Below are 16,013 nucleotides of genomic sequence, written 5' to 3'. Positions count from 1 at the left end.
CCGCACCGATTGCGGCCATCGATACCTGGTCATCCTCGCCGATATATTGGCCGTCAACAAGGCTTCAACTGCCAAGCGCCAATCTGAACATCCTGGCGAGTTCGGACTTGCGGTACGGCTTGGCGAGCAGCAGCACGCCGGAATCGAGGCGGCCGTGGTGAACGATGGCGTTTTCGGTATAGCCTGAGGTGTACAGGGTCTTCAGCGACGGGCGCCGTTTCAGCGCCTCGTCGACCAGCTGGCGGCCATTCATCATGCCGGGCATGATGACGTCGGTGAAGAGCAAATGCAGCGTCGGGGCGGTATCGATGATCTGCAGGGCCTCGCTGGCATTGGCCGCCTCGAGCGTGGTGTAGCCGAGGCTTTCGATCTGCGTCATCACGTAACGGCGCACCAGCGAATCGTCTTCGACGACGAGAACGGTCTCGGTGCCGCCCTCGACATTGGCTGATATCGCGGCTTCGGCGGCGGTCTGGTTCAATCCCGTAGCGCGCGGCAGGTACATCTTGACCGATGTGCCGTGGCCTTCCTCGCTGTAGATCTTGATATGGCCGCCTGACTGCTTGACGAAACCGAACACCATGCTGAGCCCGAGGCCGGTGCCCTTGCCGACCTCCTTGGTGGTGAAGAAGGGATCGAACACGCGCTCGATCAGCGCTGCGGGGATTCCGGTGCCGGTATCGCTCACCGCGACCATCACATAATGGCCGGGCACAACCTCGCTGTGCATGCCGGCGTAGTTCTCGTCGAGAAAGATGTTGCCGGTCTCGAGCGCGAGCTTGCCGCCATTGGGCATGGCGTCGCGCGCGTTGAGGGCAAGGTTGAGCACCGCCGTCGAGAGCTGGTTCGGATCGACCAGGGCTGTCCATGCATCCTCGGCCAGCAGCGGCGTGATCTCGACGTTTTCGCCGAGCGTCGGGTGCAGCAGTTTGGCGGCCTCCAGCACCAGCCCATTGACGTCGACTTCAACAGGCTGCAGCGGCTGCTTGCGGGCAAAAGCCAGCAGATGCTTGGTCAGGTTGGCGCCGCGTTCGGCGGCTTCGTCGATCAGCCTGGTAATGGCGACGAGTTCGGGCTTGTCGGCAACCGATTCCTCCAGGATTCCGATGGTCCCGGTGATCACGGTCAGGATGTTGTTGAAGTCGTGCGCGACGCCGCCGGTCAGCTGGCCGATCGCGTCCATCTTCTGGATGTGCCGCAACTGGGCTTCCGCGGCCTGCTTCTCGGTGAGGTCGCGGCCGATGAAGAAATGCCGTTTCACCGGCTCCGACCACGTGCCGGTCCAATTCAAGGTGACGGACTGTCCGCCCTTGTGCATGTAGCGGGTCTCGAAATTTCGCAGCTGGTTTCCGCGCCGCGCCGCGCGCATCTCGTTGCGCGTGCTCTCGAGATCCTCAGGGTGGATGAAATGGATGGCGCTCCGGCCGATCATTTCGGCCGGATCGTAACCGAGGATGATCTTGGCGCTCGGACTGACCTGGATGAAATTTCCGCTGCTGTCGGTGACGAAGATCAGGTCGTGCGAGGTTTCGAAGATGCGTTGGCGTTCTTCGATCTCCTGGTTGAGCGCCTTTTGCGTCCGCTTGCTATCGGTAATGTCGCGCGCGATCTTCGATGCGCCGACAATTTCGCCGGCAGCCGACCGGATCGGCGCGATGGTCAGCAAGACATCCACCGCTCGCCCGTCCTTGTGGGTACGCACCGTTTCGAAGTCTTCGACCCTCTCGCCACGGCGGACCTGTTGGAGGATATTGCGAACCTCGGCGCGGCGGTCTGCCGGAACAATAAGGTCAACGTGCCGGCCCACGGCTTCGATCGAAACGAACCCGAACAGGCGCTCGGCGGCGCGGTTCCAGCCGGTGATGATGCCGTCGAGCGATTTGGTGATGATGGCGTCGTTGGAGGATTCGACGACCGCGCTGAAAAGACGTTCGCGCTCGGTGTGGAGGCTGCGCTCGGAAGCAGCCTGTCGGCGCAGCTTGTCGAGCAGCCGGGCCAACTGGGCTTGCAGGGCGACATTGTCGATCAGGAGCACTGCGAGGACGAAACTGGCCGCACAAAGTCCGTAGATCCGGCCGGCGTAAAACCCCAGATCGAACCGGGCCGCGTTGAGAATTCCGGACAGCGCGATGTCGTACATCCAGGCACACATCACGACCATCAGCCAGACGTCGAGCACGGAATGCGGTCGCCGGTGCCACAGGATCAGCAGCGCCGCGAAGCTGAGGAGCACTTCCGCCGTCAGGGTGCCGATCAGGGTGTAGGTGAAATGCCCGCCACGGATCATGACAGGCAGCAGGTCATGTCTGGCGGTGACGAACCAGGCGGCAAAGGATATGGCAGCCGCGACCGCAACGATGCTGCCCAGGATCGCCCGTACCTCGGATCCCGGTATTGTCGGGCCACCATCCTTGTCTTTCAGGAACGCATAGCCGAGCACGACAACCGAAAATACGATGTGCCAGATCTGGTAAAGCCATGCGGTTGTCTGCGGGCCGGCATCGAGCAGCCCGGTCGGAGCAAAGACACCTGGAAAGGTCAGGGCGTGAACGATCGCCGCGACGGCGGTGAACAAATATCCGCTCGCGAGCAGCAGCAGCGCCCGCGAGCGTAAGATAGCGAACTGCGAGAACAGCAGGATCGCGGTGATGAGATCGTTGATCGCGAGCGCGGATTGATAACTTGGAATGAAGGCCGGAACGGGGGCTAGCGGCACCCTGGCGTAAACTGCGGCGAGGACGAACAGAACCGTCGAGACGCCGACCACTGCCAGCGCAGCCCTGCGATCGCGGCTGCTCGCCGGCAGGGTCGATAGAAAGATGTTGCGTTCGTCAGCCGTCTGCATCGTTGTCCCTGGCAAACTGGCATCGAACGCGCCATCGGACCAGTACCAAATGCGCGAACATTAACCTATCCACTGAAGGGGCGTATCTAGCCGATAGGCGGATATCGATCGGGAGGACTAGAGCCCTTTCCGTTCCGATGGAATCGGAACGGGGCTCTAGATTCTAGTTTTGACGCGTTTTCTTCACGCGAACGGGTGTCCACTTCGCTGGAAAACGCTCTAACAGACTAAAAACAGGCAGGCGACGCGGAGCTGCTCAGGGGCCGAAATGGGCACGCCGAGTCTACAATGAGGTCGGGCCGGATGGAATCAACCCAGGGTTACATACTACCCATTCAATTCATGGCCGGAAAGACAGGTCCCGGGTAACCGGCCCTTTACCCAAACGCTGAATATTCCACGCGGCGTGGCGTCTACGTCGGGTACTTTTATCATAGGCTATTTGCACGGCCGTTCGGGAATTTTTGCATGCCCCGTGTTCTTGTGATCGACGACCAGTCCGACGTGCGCACGATGATCTCGATCGTGCTGCGGATCAACCAATTCGAAATCGTCGAGGCTGCCACCGCCGATGCGGGATTGACGGCATTCGAAGCTGCCGATTTCGATCTCGCGATCGTCGATATCTTCCTGCAGGGATCGAACGGCTCCGATGTTATCGCGACGATGCGCGAACGGGTGCCCGACCTGCCTGTTGTCGCGATATCCGGCATGACGGCGCTCGACTTCCTGTCCAAATCACCTGAACTGGCTGACGTGGTCTGCCTGCAAAAGCCGTTTCGTCCGACCGACCTGATCCGCGCGATCGACGCGGCCCGGGAAGCGGTGCGGCCATCGGCGGGCGCCGTTGCCGGGGCGGCCGCGCGGTAATCCGCCCTTCAGCCGTCACGGCCGGGCCGATTTTCCAACGCGTCTGTTGCCGGCTTTATCCGCCACGGTTTCCCGAGGCGGAGCCGGATCGGGCGCGGTCTGGCGCGCCAGCGGAACCAACAGCCGGCAAACGAGACCTTCGGGACGCCAATCGAATTCGGCCTTGCCGCCGAGTTGCGACTCGATGCTGGCGATCACGCTCCGTGTGCCAAATCCCCTTGATATCGGTTTTTCGACCACAGGCCCGCCAGTCTCCATCCAGACGAGTTCGAGAAGGCCCGACTCGAGCTCCCACTTCACCGATAGCCGGCCCGTCAACGCCGACAGCGCGCCATACTTGGCCGAATTGGTGACGAGTTCGTGCAGCGCCAATGCCACCGTCTGCGCGGTCGCCGGTTGCAGCTGCACCTCGGCGCCGCGCAATGCGATCTGATCGCCCATCGAATATGGCGCCAGCTCTTCGTCGATCAGCTTGCCTATTTCAGCACCCTGCCAACTCGACAGCGAAAGCACGGTGTGCACGCGTGCGAGCGCGGTGATGCGGCCTTCGACCGAGCGGATGTAGCTCTTGACGTTTTCGCCGCGCGTCAGCCGAACGATCGACTGCGCCAGCGCCAGCGCGTTCTTGGCGCGGTGATCGACTTCGCGCGCGAGCAGGTTTTGGCGTTCTTCGGCCTGTTTGCGTTCGGTGATGTCGACCGTCACGCCGCTGACGCGGATGACGCGGCCGTCCTTGTCGGTGCTCGCCGCGGCCGTTCCCGCGCACCAGCGCACTTCGCCGTCCGGGCGGATGACGCGAAATTCCGCTTCGTACGATTTCTCGCCCCGGGCGAAACTCGCCCACGCATCGTGCAGTTCAGGAACGTCGTCCGGATGGATCAGGGCCTGAATATTGGCCGGTGTCAGCTCAAGGCTGCCGGGATCGACGCCGAGAATTTGATACTGGCCCTCGTCCCACATCCAGTCGCCATTGACCCAGTCCCAATCCCACGACCCCATCTTTCCCGCGGCGATCGCCAGGCTCCGGCGCTGCTCGCTTTCCAAGAGCCGCGCATGGGATTCTTCCAGTTCGGCGGTGCGGGCGCGTACCCGATCCTCGAGCTCGACATTGAGCCGCTCCAGCTGACGGGTCTTGCGATAGAGTTCGGCGAACACCTTGATCTTGGCGCGCAGCACTTCAGGCACCACCGGCACCGGAACGTAGTCGACCGCGCCCATCTCGTAGCCGCGCAGCCGGTCCAGATCGCTGACCTGGATCGCCGAGATGAAGATCATCGCCGTCTTCTGGAAACGGGGGTGTTCGCGGATCATCGCGGCGAGCTCGAAGCCGTCCAGTTCCGGCATGCAAACGTCGACCAGGATGATGGCGACGTCGTTCTTCAGCAGGAACTCAAGCGCCTCGCGCCCCGAGGCGGCCGAGACCAGGTTCTCTCCGAGCTCCTTCAGGATGACCTCATAGGCGAGCAGCTTTGCCGGCTGATCGTCCACCAGAAGTATGTTTACTTTCTCTTGGTCCATCATCTGCATCAGCGGTGGAGCCACATACGGATGGCAAGGAGCAACTGCTCGGTGTTGACCGGTTTTGCCAGATAGTCCGACGCGCCGGCCTCGAGGCATTTCTCGCGGTCGCCCTTCATCGCTTTGGCGGTCAGCGCGATGATGGGCAGACGGCCAAACGACGGGTTTTGCCTGATGACCCCGATGGTCTGGTAGCCGTCCATCTGCGGCATCATGATATCCATCAGCACGATCGCTATCTTGGGATTGGATTCGACCAGCGCAATGGCCTCATGGCCGGTGGTCGCCGTCAGCACCTTCATGCCGCGCCGTTCCAGCACGCTCGACAGCGCGAAGATGTTGCGGGCATCGTCGTCCACCAGAAGCGCGGTCTTGCCAACGAGATCCTCATCGGAACTATTGAGCTTCTCCAGCATCCTCTGCTTTTCGACGGGCAATTCCGTGATCACACGGTGCAAAAACAGCGACGTTTCGTCGAGCAGGCGTTCCGGCGATTCCACGCCCTTGACGACGATGCTGCGGGCCATGGTGTGCAGTTCCGCGTCTTCCTCGGCGGAAAGTTCCCGCCCGGTGAACACGACCACCGGCACGTTCGACAGCGTCTCGTCGTTGCGGATCTGGTCGAGCACCTCGAAACCGCTCATGTCCGGCAACCGCAGGTCCAGCACGACGCAGTCGCAGGGGTTGTCGCGCAGGGTCGAGAGGGCGCCGGCGCCGGTATCGGTGGTGACGATCTCGATATCCTCGTGATCGAGCAGCGCCTTGATGCTCATCTGCTCGGCGGCGTTGTCTTCCACGATCAGAAGACGCTTGCGCCGCGGCTTGGCGTATTCCTTGATCTGGGACAGTGCGGCACTGACGCCTTCGGTCGTGGTCGGCTTGTTGACGAACGAGAATGCGCCGCGTGCCAGCGCGTGCTGGCGGTCCTCGTCGAGCGTGATGATCTGCACCGGAATGTGCCGGGTCAGCGGATTGTGCTTGAGTTGGCTGAGCACGGTCCAGCCCAGCATGTCAGGCAGGAACACATCGAGCGACACCGCCGTGGGCTGGAACTGCTTGGCGAGCTCGAGCGCTTCGGCGCCGCGATTGGCGACCAGGACCTTGAAGCCCTTGTCGCGGGCGAGATCGATCAGCACCCGCGCGTAATGCGGATCGTCCTCGACGATCAGGAGGATGGTATCGCCGGCCTCGAGGTTGAGCCGGTCATCCGGCAGTTGCTCGATCACCCGCTCCTGGGTCGCGGCAACCTGCAGCGCCGGCGCGGTCAGATAGGGCGACGGGGCAGGGATGCGCGGCGCAACGGTGGGCCCGGAATATTTCAAGGGCAGATACAGGATGAAGGTGCTGCCCTTGCCCGGGGCGCTGCGCAGATGAATCTCGCCGCCGAGCAGGCTCGCGAGTTCGCGGCTGATGGCGAGGCCAAGACCCGTGCCGCCATATTTTCGGCTGGTGCCGGCGTCGGCCTGCTGGAACGCTTCGAAGATCAGCTTCTGCTTTTCCGGCGGAATGCCGATGCCGGTGTCGGTGACCTCGAAGGCCACGACGGCGGGGGCATGGTTCAGGATCGGGTGCTCCGCGCTCCATCCGCCGAGGGCTGCGGACACGGTCAGCCGCACACCGCCTTCGGCGGTGAACTTGAACGCGTTCGACAGCAGGTTCTTCAGCACCTGCTGCAGGCGTTTGGAATCGGTCACCATGCTGCGCGCGAGGTTCTCGTCGACGCTGATGTTGAACGAGAGCTGGCGGTTGTCGGCTTCGTGCCTGAACGGCCGGCCGACGGTTTCCAAAAGGCTCGAGGTGAGGATTTCCTCGGCGTCGACCGTCACCGTTCCGGATTCGATCTTCGACAGGTCGAGGATGTCGCTGATCAGGTTGAGCAGGTCGGTGCCGGCGCCGTGGATGGTGCGGGCGAATTCGACCTGCTTGGCCGACAGATTGCCGTCGGGGTTTTCGGTGAGCTGCTGGCCGAGGATCAGGATGCTGTTGAGCGGCGTGCGCAGCTCGTGCGACATGTTGGCGAGGAATTCGGACTTGTACTTCGAGGTCAGCGAAAGCTCGGTCGCCTTCTCCTCGAGCGCGCGCCGGGCCTGTTCGATTTCCTGGTTCTTTCTTTCCACCTCGACGTTGCGTTCGGCGAGCTGCTGGGCCTTCTGCTCGAGCTGTTCGTTGGTCTGCTGCAACTCTTTCTGCTGGGTCTGCAATTCGCCGGCGAGCTGCTGCGACTGCTTCAGCAGGCCTTCGGTCTGCATCGTGGCCTCGATGCTGTTGAGCACGATGCCGATACTGTCGGTGAGCTGTTCGAGGAAGGTCATCTGCGAGGTGGTGAACGAGCTGACGGAGGACAGCTCGATCACGGCCTTGACCTGGTTTTCGAACAGCACGGGCAGCACCACGAGGTTTTTCGGAATCACGCGGAGCAGCGCCGAATTGATCGGCACGGTGTCGGCCGGGATGTCCGAGATCACGCGCTGGCGCTTGTCCAGTGCGGATTGCCCGATCAGTCCCTCGCCGAATTGCACGAATTGCGGGTGAGGGTGGTTGCCGTCGCCGGCGTAAGCCGAGAGCAGGCGCAGTTGCCGGTTGTCTTCGCTTTCGACGCGGTAGATGACGCCCATATGGGCGTTCACCAGCGGCGTCAGTTCGGTGAGCAGCAGCCGGCCGACCGTGGTGAGATCGCGCTGGCCCTGCAGCATGTTGGTGAATTTGGCGAGGTTGGTCTTCAGCCAATCCTGTTCCGAGTTCACGTCCGTGGTCAGGCGGAGATTGCCGATCATGGTGTTGATGTTGTCTTTGAGCTCGGCGACTTCGCCGCGGGCATCGACCTGGATCGAGCGGGTGAGGTCGCCCTTGGTCACCGCGGTCGCGACCTCGGCAATGGCGCGCACCTGCGAGGTCAGATTGGCGGCCAGCAAATTGACGTTGCCGGTGAGATCTTTCCAGGTGCCGGCGGCGCCGGGCACGTTGGCCTGACCGCCGAGCCGTCCTTCGACGCCGACTTCGCGCGCCACCGAGGTGACCTGATCGGCGAAGGTCGCCAGCGTCTCGGTCATGTTGTTGATGGTATCGGCGAGAGCGGCGACTTCGCCCTTCGATTTCACCGTCAGGTCCTGCTTCAAATCGCCGTTGGCGACCGCGGTCACCACCTTGACGATGCCGCGCACCTGTTCGGTCAAATTGGCCGCCATGAAGTTGACGGTGTCGGTAAGGTCCTTCCAGGTGCCGGCGACGCCGGGCACCTGCGCCTGGCCGCCGAGCTTGCCTTCGGTGCCGACCTCGCGGGCGACGCGGGTGACTTCGCCGGCGAACGCGTTCAGCTGATCGACCATCGTGTTGATGGTGTTCTTCAGTTCGAGGATTTCGCCCTTCACGTCGACCGTGATCTTGCGCGACAAGTCGCCGCGCGCCACCGCCGTGGTGACCTCGGCGATGTTGCGGACTTGCGTCGTCAGGTTGGCCGCCAGCAGATTGACGTTGTCGGTCAGGTCCTTGAACGTGCCGCCGACGCCGGGCACCACCGCCTGGCCGCCGAGCCGTCCCTCGGTGCCGACTTCGCGCGCCACACGCGTGACTTCGGCCGCGAACGAGCGCAGCTGTTCGACCATCGTGTTCAAGGTGTCCTTAAGCAGCAGGATTTCGCCGCGCACGTCCACCGTGATCTTCTTGGACAGGTCGCCGCCGGCGATCGCGGTCGCGACCTCGGCGATGTTGCGGACCTGCGCCGTTAGGTTGGAAGCCATGAAGTTGACGTTGTCGGTGAGGTCCTTCCAGGTGCCGGCGACTTCAGGCACTTGCGCCTGGCCGCCGAGCTTGCCTTCGGTGCCGACCTCGCGCGCGACGCGGGTCACTTCGGAGGCGAAGGCGTTGAGCTGGTCGACCATCGTGTTGACGGTGTTCTTCAGCTCGAGAATCTCGCCCTTGACGTCCACGGTGATCTTCTTGGACAGGTCGCCCTTCGCCACCGCCGTGGTCACTTCGGCGATGTTGCGGACCTGGCCGGTGAGGTTGCCGGCCATCGAGTTGACGTTGTCGGTCAAGTCCTTCCAGGTGCCGGCGACGCCGGGCACGTTGGCCTGGCCGCCGAGCCGGCCTTCGGTGCCGACCTCGCGCGCCACGCGCGTCACTTCGCCCGCGAAACGGTTGAGCTGGTCGACCATCGTGTTGAGCGTTTCCTTGAGCTGCAGGATCTCGCCGCGCACGTCCACGGTGATCTTGCGCGACAGGTCGCCGCCGGCGATGGCGGTCGCCACTTCGGCGATGTTGCGGACCTGCGCGGTCAGATTGCCGGCCATCGAGTTGACGCTATCCGTCAAGTCCTTCCAGGTGCCAGCGACGCCGGGCACTTCGGCCTGGCCGCCGAGCTTGCCGTCGGTGCCGACCTCGCGCGCGACGCGCGTCACTTCGCCGGCAAAGGCGTTGAGCTGGTCGACCATCGTGTTGAGCGTTTCCTTCAGCTGAAGGATTTCGCCTGACACGTTCACCGTGATCTTCTTGGACAAGTCGCCCTTCGCGACGGCGGTGGCGACTTCGGCGATGTTTCGGACCTGGCCGGTGAGGTTGCTGGCCATCGAGTTGACGCTGTCGGTCAAATCCTTCCAGGTGCCGGCGACGCCGCGCACCAGCGCCTGGCCGCCGAGCTTGCCTTCGGTGCCGACCTCGCGCGCGACGCGCGTCACTTCGCCGGCAAAGGCGTTGAGCTGGTCGACCATCGTGTTGACGGTGTCCTTCAGCTCCAGAATTTCGCCGCGCACGTCCACCGTGATCTTCTTCGACAAGTCGCCATTGGCGACCGCCGTCGTCACTTCGGCGATGTTGCGGACCTGCGCCGTCAGGTTGCTCGCCATCGAGTTGACGCTCTCGGTGAGATCCTTCCAGGTGCCGGCTACGCCGAGCACGTTGGCCTGACCGCCGAGCCGCCCGTCGGTACCGACTTCGCGCGCGACGCGCGTCACTTCGCCGGCAAAGGCGTTGAGCTGGTCGACCATCGTATTGAGGGTTTCCTTCAGCTGAAGGATTTCGCCGGACACGTTGACGGTGATCTTCTTGGAAAGGTCGCCGCCCGCGATCGCGGTCGCGACGTCGGCAATGTTGCGCACTTGCGCCGTCAGGTTGGACGCCATGAAGTTGACGTTGTCGGTGAGGTCCTTCCAGGTACCGGCGACGCCGGGCACCTGGGCCTGACCGCCCAATTTGCCTTCGGTGCCGACCTCGCGCGCGACGCGCGTCACTTCCGAGGCGAACGAGTTGAGCTGGTCCACCATCGTGTTGATGGTGTCTTTCAATTCCAGAATTTCGCCGCGGACGTCGACCGTGATCTTGCGCGAGAGGTCGCCGCGGGCAACCGCGGTGGTGACGTTGGCGATGTTGCGGACCTGCGCGGTGAGGTTGCCGCACATCGCGTTGACGGAGTCGGTGAGATCCTTCCAGGTGCCGGCGACGCCGGGCACGATCGCCTGACCGCCGAGCTTGCCGTCGGTGCCGACTTCGCGGGCCACACGTGTCACTTCGGAAGCGAACGAGCGCAGCTGGTCCACCATCGTGTTGATGGCTTCCTTCAGCTGCAGGATCTCGCCGCGCACGTCGACGGTGATCTTTTTCGACAAGTCGCCATTGGCGACCGCGATGGTGACTTCGGCGATGTTGCGGACCTGGCCGGTGAGGTTGTTGGCCATGGAGTTGACGCTCTCGGTCAAATCCTTCCACACGCCGGTGACTTCCGGCACCTGCGCCTGGCCGCCGAGCTTGCCCTCGGTGCCGACCTCGCGCGCCACGCGCGTCACTTCCGAGGTGAACACGCTGAGCTGCTTGATCATCGTGTTGACGATGTTGGCGGACTGCAAAAATTCGCCGCCCAGCGGGCGGCCATCGACATCGAGTTGCACGGTCTGCAGCAGGTCTCCCTGCGCCACGGCGGCGACCGCCCGGGTCACTTCGCGGGTCGGCCACAGCAGGTCGTCGATCAGGGTGTTGACCGACCCTTCCATGTCCGCCCACGAGCCGCTCGAAAGATCGAATTTGACGCGCTGGCGGGTTTTGCCCTCGCGGCCGACGACCTGTCCGACGCGCTCCAGTTGCTGCGCCATTCTCTGATTGGCGGCGACGATCTCATTGAAGGTGTCGGCGATCTTGCCCTCGATGCCGAGATGATCGCCGGTCATCCGCACCGAGAAATCGCCGGAGCGCATCGCCTGCAGCGCGTGCAGCAGGTCCTGCATCGGGTCGGGCGTGCCGTTGGCCTGGGCTTTGGCTTTGGAGACGCGGCGGACCGGAGATGATGCTCCGGGGGAAAGATCACTCATGGTGTCTCCTCGAGGCGATGTCGCGCGAATCTGGCCGCTGGTATGCGATTTGCGCCATAAGACGTGCCGCCCGATCGGAGATCAAGGTGGAACAGCAGGTGATGCAGCAAAATCAATGACATGGAACCCACCCCGAACTGTTTAAAACCGCTCGGATGCCTTTGGTTCCACCACCCCGGGAAAAAAGTTCCATAGCGTGAAAGGCCGTTAACCCTTTGCAGGCTCGGCTTTCCTTGATGAACGCGCCGCCAACAAAAAACGCCCCGGCAAAGCCGGGGCGTTCGTTGCTAACAAAGCTTGGGAGGGGTCTTAGGAACCCTTCGGATTGATCTCGGTGTAGTTGCCCTTGGCATCCCACTTGTAGACGACATAGTCGATCGCCTTGATGTCGCCCTTGGCATCGAAGCCCATCTTGCCGAGCACGGTATCCCACTCGCCGGCCTTGATGGCTTCCATCACCTTCTTCGGATCGGTCGAGCCGACCTTCGCCACCGCCTTCGTCCAGACCTGCATCGCGGCGTAGGTGTAGAGGGTGTAGCCTTCGGGATCGATGTTCTTGGCCTTGAACTTGGCGACGATCTCCTTGGCGGTCGCCTTGTTGCGCGGGTCGGGGCCGAAGGTGAACAGCGTGCCTTCGGCGGCGGGACCTGCGATCGAGGCGAACTCCTTGTCGTTCAAGGCGTCGCCCGCCATCAACACCGTCTTCAGGCCCTGGTCGCGCATCTGGCGCAGGATCAAGCCGGATTCCTGATGGTAACCGCCGACAAAGACCAGATCGATATTGTCGCGCTTCAGCCGCGACACGATCGCGTTAAAATCCTTGTCGCCCTTGTTGTAGGATTCGAACATCTTCTCGGTGACGCCGGCCTTGTTGAGCGCCTTCTTGGTTTCGTCGGCGAGGCCTTTGCCGTAGGTGGTCTTGTCGTTGAGGATGGCGACGTTCTTGCCCTTGTAGTTCTTGACGATGTAATCGGCGGCAATCAGGCCCTGCTGATCGTCGCGGCCGCAGACGCGCGCCACGTTCCAGAGCTTGCGCTCGGTGAACAGCGGGTTGGTCGAGGCCGGCGTAATCTGCAGCACGTTGCCGTCGGCATAGGCTTCCGACGCCGGGATCGACGAGGACGAGCAGAAGTGACCGGCGACGAACGGGATCTTCGCGCTGGCGAACTTTTCCGCCACCGAGCGCGCCTGCTTGGGATCGCAGGCATCGTCGCCGACCTGCAGCGCCAGCTTCTTGCCGAGCACACCGCCGGCGGCGTTGATATCGGCTACCGCCTGCTCGGCACCGTTTTTCATCTGCCGGCCGAATGCGGATTCGCCGCCCGTCATCGGGCCCGCCACTGCGATATTGATGTCCTGCGCCAGCGCGGTGGTCGAAAGCGCCAATGATGCGCCCAATGCCAGGCCGATGAGTTTCAATGATTTCATGAGGTATCCTCGCGGGTTGTTCGATTTTCGGGATGCACCCGGCGGGCCGGGCGCGAAAACCGCAGCCATTGTCGGCTGATTTTACCGCGAAGTCATCGGCAAATTTCGGGCAAATCCACCGTCCGTTCGCAGCATCTTGCCGCAGCGGGCGGTTTTCGCCGCCGGCTTGGGCAACGCTAGCCCCGGCGGCCGCCTTCCAGATAGGCGGCGCGGATTTCCGGGCGCTGCAGCAATTCGCTGCCGGTGCCGGAAAGCGTGATCAGGCCGTTGACCATGACATAGCCGCGATGGGCGAGCTTCAGCGCGTGATTGGCGTTTTGCTCGACGATCAGCACGGTCAGGCCATCCTGCCGGTTCAGGGTCCGGATGGCGTCGAAAATCTGCCGCGCGATCAGGGGGGCGAGGCCGAGCGACGGCTCATCGAGCATCAGCAGGCGTGGCCGGCTCATCAGGGCGCGGCCGATCGCCAGCATCTGCTGCTCGCCGCCCGACAAGGTTCCGCCGCGCTGGGTCATGCGTTCCTTGAGCCGCGGGAACAGGTTGAAAATGCGCTCCAGGCCGCTGGCGCGGTCGGCCTCGCTGGAGTCGGTCGCGTCGGCGCCCATCTGCAGGTTTTCCGCCACGCTCATGCGCGGGAAAATCCGGCGGCCTTCCGGGGATTGGGCGATGCGCAGCCGCGCGATCTCATGCGTCGGCACGCCGGTGATATCCTGGCCGTCATATTCGATCTTGCCGGCGCGGGCGCGGGGCCTGCCGAACACCGTCATCATCAAAGTCGATTTGCCGGCGCCGTTGGCGCCGATCAGGGCGACGATCTCGCCGGCGCCGACCTCGAGATCGACGCCTTTCAGCGCCTCGATCTTGCCATAGGCCGCGCGCAAGCCGCGGATCGCCAGCAGCGGCGTTGTTGGGGATGATGCGGTCACGTTCCGCTCTCCATCACCGCGATGGCTTCCTCCTCGTCGGCGCCGAGATAGGCGGCGATCACTCTGGGGTCGTCGCGGACATGCTGCGGCGTGCCCTCGGCGATCTTGACGCCGTAATCCATCACGACGACGTGGTCGGAGATTTCCATCACCACCGACATGTCGTGCTCGATCAGGAGGATCGAGGTGCCCTGATTCGCGCGGATCGAGAGCAGCAGCTCGCTTAAGGCCGCGCTCTCCCGCGCGTTGAGCCCGGCGGCCGGCTCGTCAAGGCAGAGCAGCGCCGGTTCAGTGCACATGGCGCGCGCGATTTCGAGGCGGCGCTGATCGCCATAGGGCAGGTTGCCGGCGGCATCGTCGGCGCGGTCGAGCAGGCCAATACGCTCCAGCCACGTTCGCGCCAGATCGATCGCTGCTTTCTCCGCGACGCGCCAGGACGGCGCGCCGATCAGCCCGAGCAGCGTAAGGCCGGAGGCGCGCATCAGCGCATTGTGCTGCGCGACCATCAAATTCTCCAGCGCCGTCATGCCGGGGAAGAGCCGGATGTTTTGGAAGGTGCGCGCGACTTTCGCCTGCTTGGAAATCCGGAAATCGTTCAGCCGCTCGAGCTGGATGGTGTGGCCGTCATCATGCGCCAGCCGCATGCTGCCGCTGGTCGGCTTGTAGAAGCCGGTGATGCAGTTGAACACGGTGGTCTTGCCTGCGCCGTTCGGTCCGATCAGCGCGGTGATCTTGCGCCGTTCGGCGCCGAAGGAGAGGTCGTTGACCGCGACGATGCCGCCGAAGCGCATCGACAAATGATCGACCGAGAGGATCTGATCGGCGCTCATCCGTGCCCCTCCTTGACGAGGTCGGACGAGATCGCCTGGTTGCGTTCCAGGAACACGGTCGGCGCGCGGTGACCGATCAGCCCGCGCGGGCGCCAGATCATCAACAGCACCATCGCCATGCCGAACACCAGCATGCGGTACTGGTCGAGCCCGCGGAACAGTTCGAAGCCGCCGATCATGGCAAGCGCCGCCAGCGCCACGCCAAGCTGCGAGCCCATGCCGCCGAGCACCACGATCGCCAGCACCAGCGCCGATTCATGGAAGGTGAAGGATTCCGGGCTGATGAAGCCTTGTCTGGTCGCGAAGAACGCGCCGGCGAGACCGCCGAACATCGCACCGGTCGCAAACGCCGTCAGTTTTGTCGTTGTCGTGTTGATGCCGAGCGCGCGGCAGGCGACTTCGTCCTCGCGCAGGGCTTCCCAGGCGCGGCCGATCGGCAGGCGGCGCAGGCGGATCGTGACCCAGTTGGTGAGCAGCGCCAGCGCCAGGATCAAATAGAACAGAAAGACGATGCGGTGGGTCGGCGAGAATTCGATGCCGAGTTTGGCCGCAAGCCCGTCGTCGCCCGGCGACAGCGGAATGCCGAACATGGTCGGCCGGGGAATGCCGCTGACGCCGTTCGGGCCGCCGGTCACGCTTTGCCAGTTGAGCAGGACGAGGCGGATGATCTCGCCAAAGGCGAGGGTGACGATGGCGAGATAGTCGCCGCGCAGCCGCAGCACGGGAAAACCGAGCAGCACGCCCCAGAACGCGGCGAGGATGCCGGCCAGCGGCAGGCAGATCCAGAACGACAGTCCAAAATTGGTTGCCAGCAGCGCGTAGGAATAGGCGCCGACCGCGTAGAACGCGACATAGCCGAGGTCGAGCAGGCCGGCGAGGCCGACCACCACGTTCAATCCCCATCCGAGCATGACGTAAGTCAGCACGAGGATGCCGAGGTCGAGAATGTAGCGTTCGTTGTAGAAGATCACCGGCACCAGAAAGGTGAAGATCAACAGCACCGGCGCGACGAGACGGCCCGCGAGCGAGAGCGCCGATGTCACCTGTGCCGGCACGACGCGGACGGTGCCGACCGGTCCCCACCATTGCCGCAGCAACTCGACGATGATGCTGCCGCCGAATACGGTCGCGACCATCATGGCGAGGTCGCCGAAGCGGGTCCAGTAGGTCAGTTGCCCGTCGGATCCTGCTTCGGTGCGCACGCCGATCATCAGCGAGAACAGCACCAGCGCGACCAGCGCGCTGATCAGGGCTTTCTTGAAGATGAAGGCGACGCCGGGTGCGCGTGATGTTTGCATGG

General features: G+C 63.4%; 8 protein-coding genes. 1 reads left to right on the top strand and 7 read right to left on the bottom strand.

Annotated features, from left to right (window positions below; translation table 11 throughout):
• Positions 1-64 precede the first annotated feature (64 nt).
• Positions 65-2,845 carry a PAS domain S-box protein gene (locus tag JQ575_RS30945; protein ID WP_212036973.1) on the bottom strand — a complete coding sequence of 927 codons (2,781 nt, stop codon included), beginning with the start codon at positions 2,843-2,845 and terminating at the stop codon, positions 65-67.
• A 468-nt stretch (positions 2,846-3,313) separates the two neighbouring features.
• Here JQ575_RS30945 and JQ575_RS30940 point away from each other — a divergent pair, with 468 nt between their 5' ends.
• The gene (locus tag JQ575_RS30940; RefSeq protein ID WP_212036972.1) at positions 3,314-3,715 is read left to right on the top strand and encodes a response regulator; all 402 of its coding nucleotides are present in this window, start codon (positions 3,314-3,316) and stop codon (positions 3,713-3,715) included.
• Between the two features lie 15 nt (positions 3,716-3,730).
• On the opposite strand, the gene JQ575_RS30935 is transcribed toward JQ575_RS30940, so the two are convergent.
• The 6 genes from JQ575_RS30935 to livM form a co-directional block, all read right to left on the bottom strand.
• Positions 3,731-5,233 (bottom strand): HWE histidine kinase domain-containing protein, encoded by a 1,503-nt coding sequence (locus JQ575_RS30935; RefSeq protein WP_212036971.1) that lies wholly within the window; start codon positions 5,231-5,233, stop codon positions 3,731-3,733.
• Positions 5,234-5,241: 8 nt separating this feature from the next.
• Complete coding sequence (locus tag JQ575_RS30930; protein WP_249167008.1) at positions 5,242-11,445, bottom strand: HAMP domain-containing protein; 6,204 nt, start codon at positions 11,443-11,445, stop codon at positions 5,242-5,244.
• Positions 11,446-11,838: 393 nt separating this feature from the next.
• A complete protein-coding gene (locus JQ575_RS30925) occupies positions 11,839-12,957 on the bottom strand; it encodes a branched-chain amino acid ABC transporter substrate-binding protein (protein WP_212036969.1) in 1,119 nt (372 codons plus the stop codon).
• Positions 12,958-13,133: 176 nt separating this feature from the next.
• Positions 13,134-13,883 carry an ABC transporter ATP-binding protein gene (locus JQ575_RS30920; RefSeq protein WP_212036968.1) on the bottom strand — a complete coding sequence of 250 codons (750 nt, stop codon included), beginning with the start codon at positions 13,881-13,883 and terminating at the stop codon, positions 13,134-13,136.
• Positions 13,880-14,713: an ABC transporter ATP-binding protein gene (locus JQ575_RS30915; RefSeq protein ID WP_212036967.1), complete on the bottom strand. Its 834-nt coding sequence runs from the start codon at positions 14,711-14,713 to the stop codon at positions 13,880-13,882. Before JQ575_RS30915 ends, JQ575_RS30920 begins: the two co-directional genes overlap by 4 nt.
• Positions 14,710-16,011, bottom strand: a complete 1,302-nt coding sequence (gene livM, locus JQ575_RS30910; protein WP_212036998.1) for a high-affinity branched-chain amino acid ABC transporter permease LivM — start codon at positions 16,009-16,011, stop codon at positions 14,710-14,712. The genes JQ575_RS30915 and livM overlap by 4 nt, the downstream gene beginning before the upstream one ends.
• Positions 16,012-16,013: the final 2 nt, after the last annotated feature.

Source organism: Bradyrhizobium sp. JYMT SZCCT0428, assembly GCF_018131075.1.
Lineage (GTDB): Bacteria > Pseudomonadota > Alphaproteobacteria > Rhizobiales > Xanthobacteraceae > Bradyrhizobium.
Note: the sequence above shows the minus strand (reverse complement) of the source record. Positions and strands in the feature narration are given on the sequence as shown.

Excerpts from the sequence above, each read along its gene's own strand:
- JQ575_RS30925 (WP_212036969.1), bottom strand. The coding sequence starts at position 12,957 with ATGAAATCATTGAAACTCATCGGCCTGGCATTGGGCGCATCATTGGCG.
- JQ575_RS30930 (WP_249167008.1), bottom strand. The coding sequence starts at position 11,445 with ATGCAGGACCTGCTGCACGCGCTGCAGGCGATGCGCTCCGGCGATTTC.
- livM (WP_212036998.1), bottom strand. The coding sequence starts at position 16,011 with ATGCAAACATCACGCGCACCCGGCGTCGCCTTCATCTTCAAGAAAGCC.
- JQ575_RS30935 (WP_212036971.1), bottom strand. The coding sequence starts at position 5,233 with ATGGACCAAGAGAAAGTAAACATACTTCTGGTGGACGATCAGCCGGCA.
- JQ575_RS30945 (WP_212036973.1), bottom strand. The coding sequence starts at position 2,845 with ATGCAGACGGCTGACGAACGCAACATCTTTCTATCGACCCTGCCGGCG.
- JQ575_RS30940 (WP_212036972.1), top strand. The coding sequence starts at position 3,314 with ATGCCCCGTGTTCTTGTGATCGACGACCAGTCCGACGTGCGCACGATG.
- JQ575_RS30915 (WP_212036967.1), bottom strand. The coding sequence starts at position 14,713 with ATGAGCGCCGATCAGATCCTCTCGGTCGATCATTTGTCGATGCGCTTC.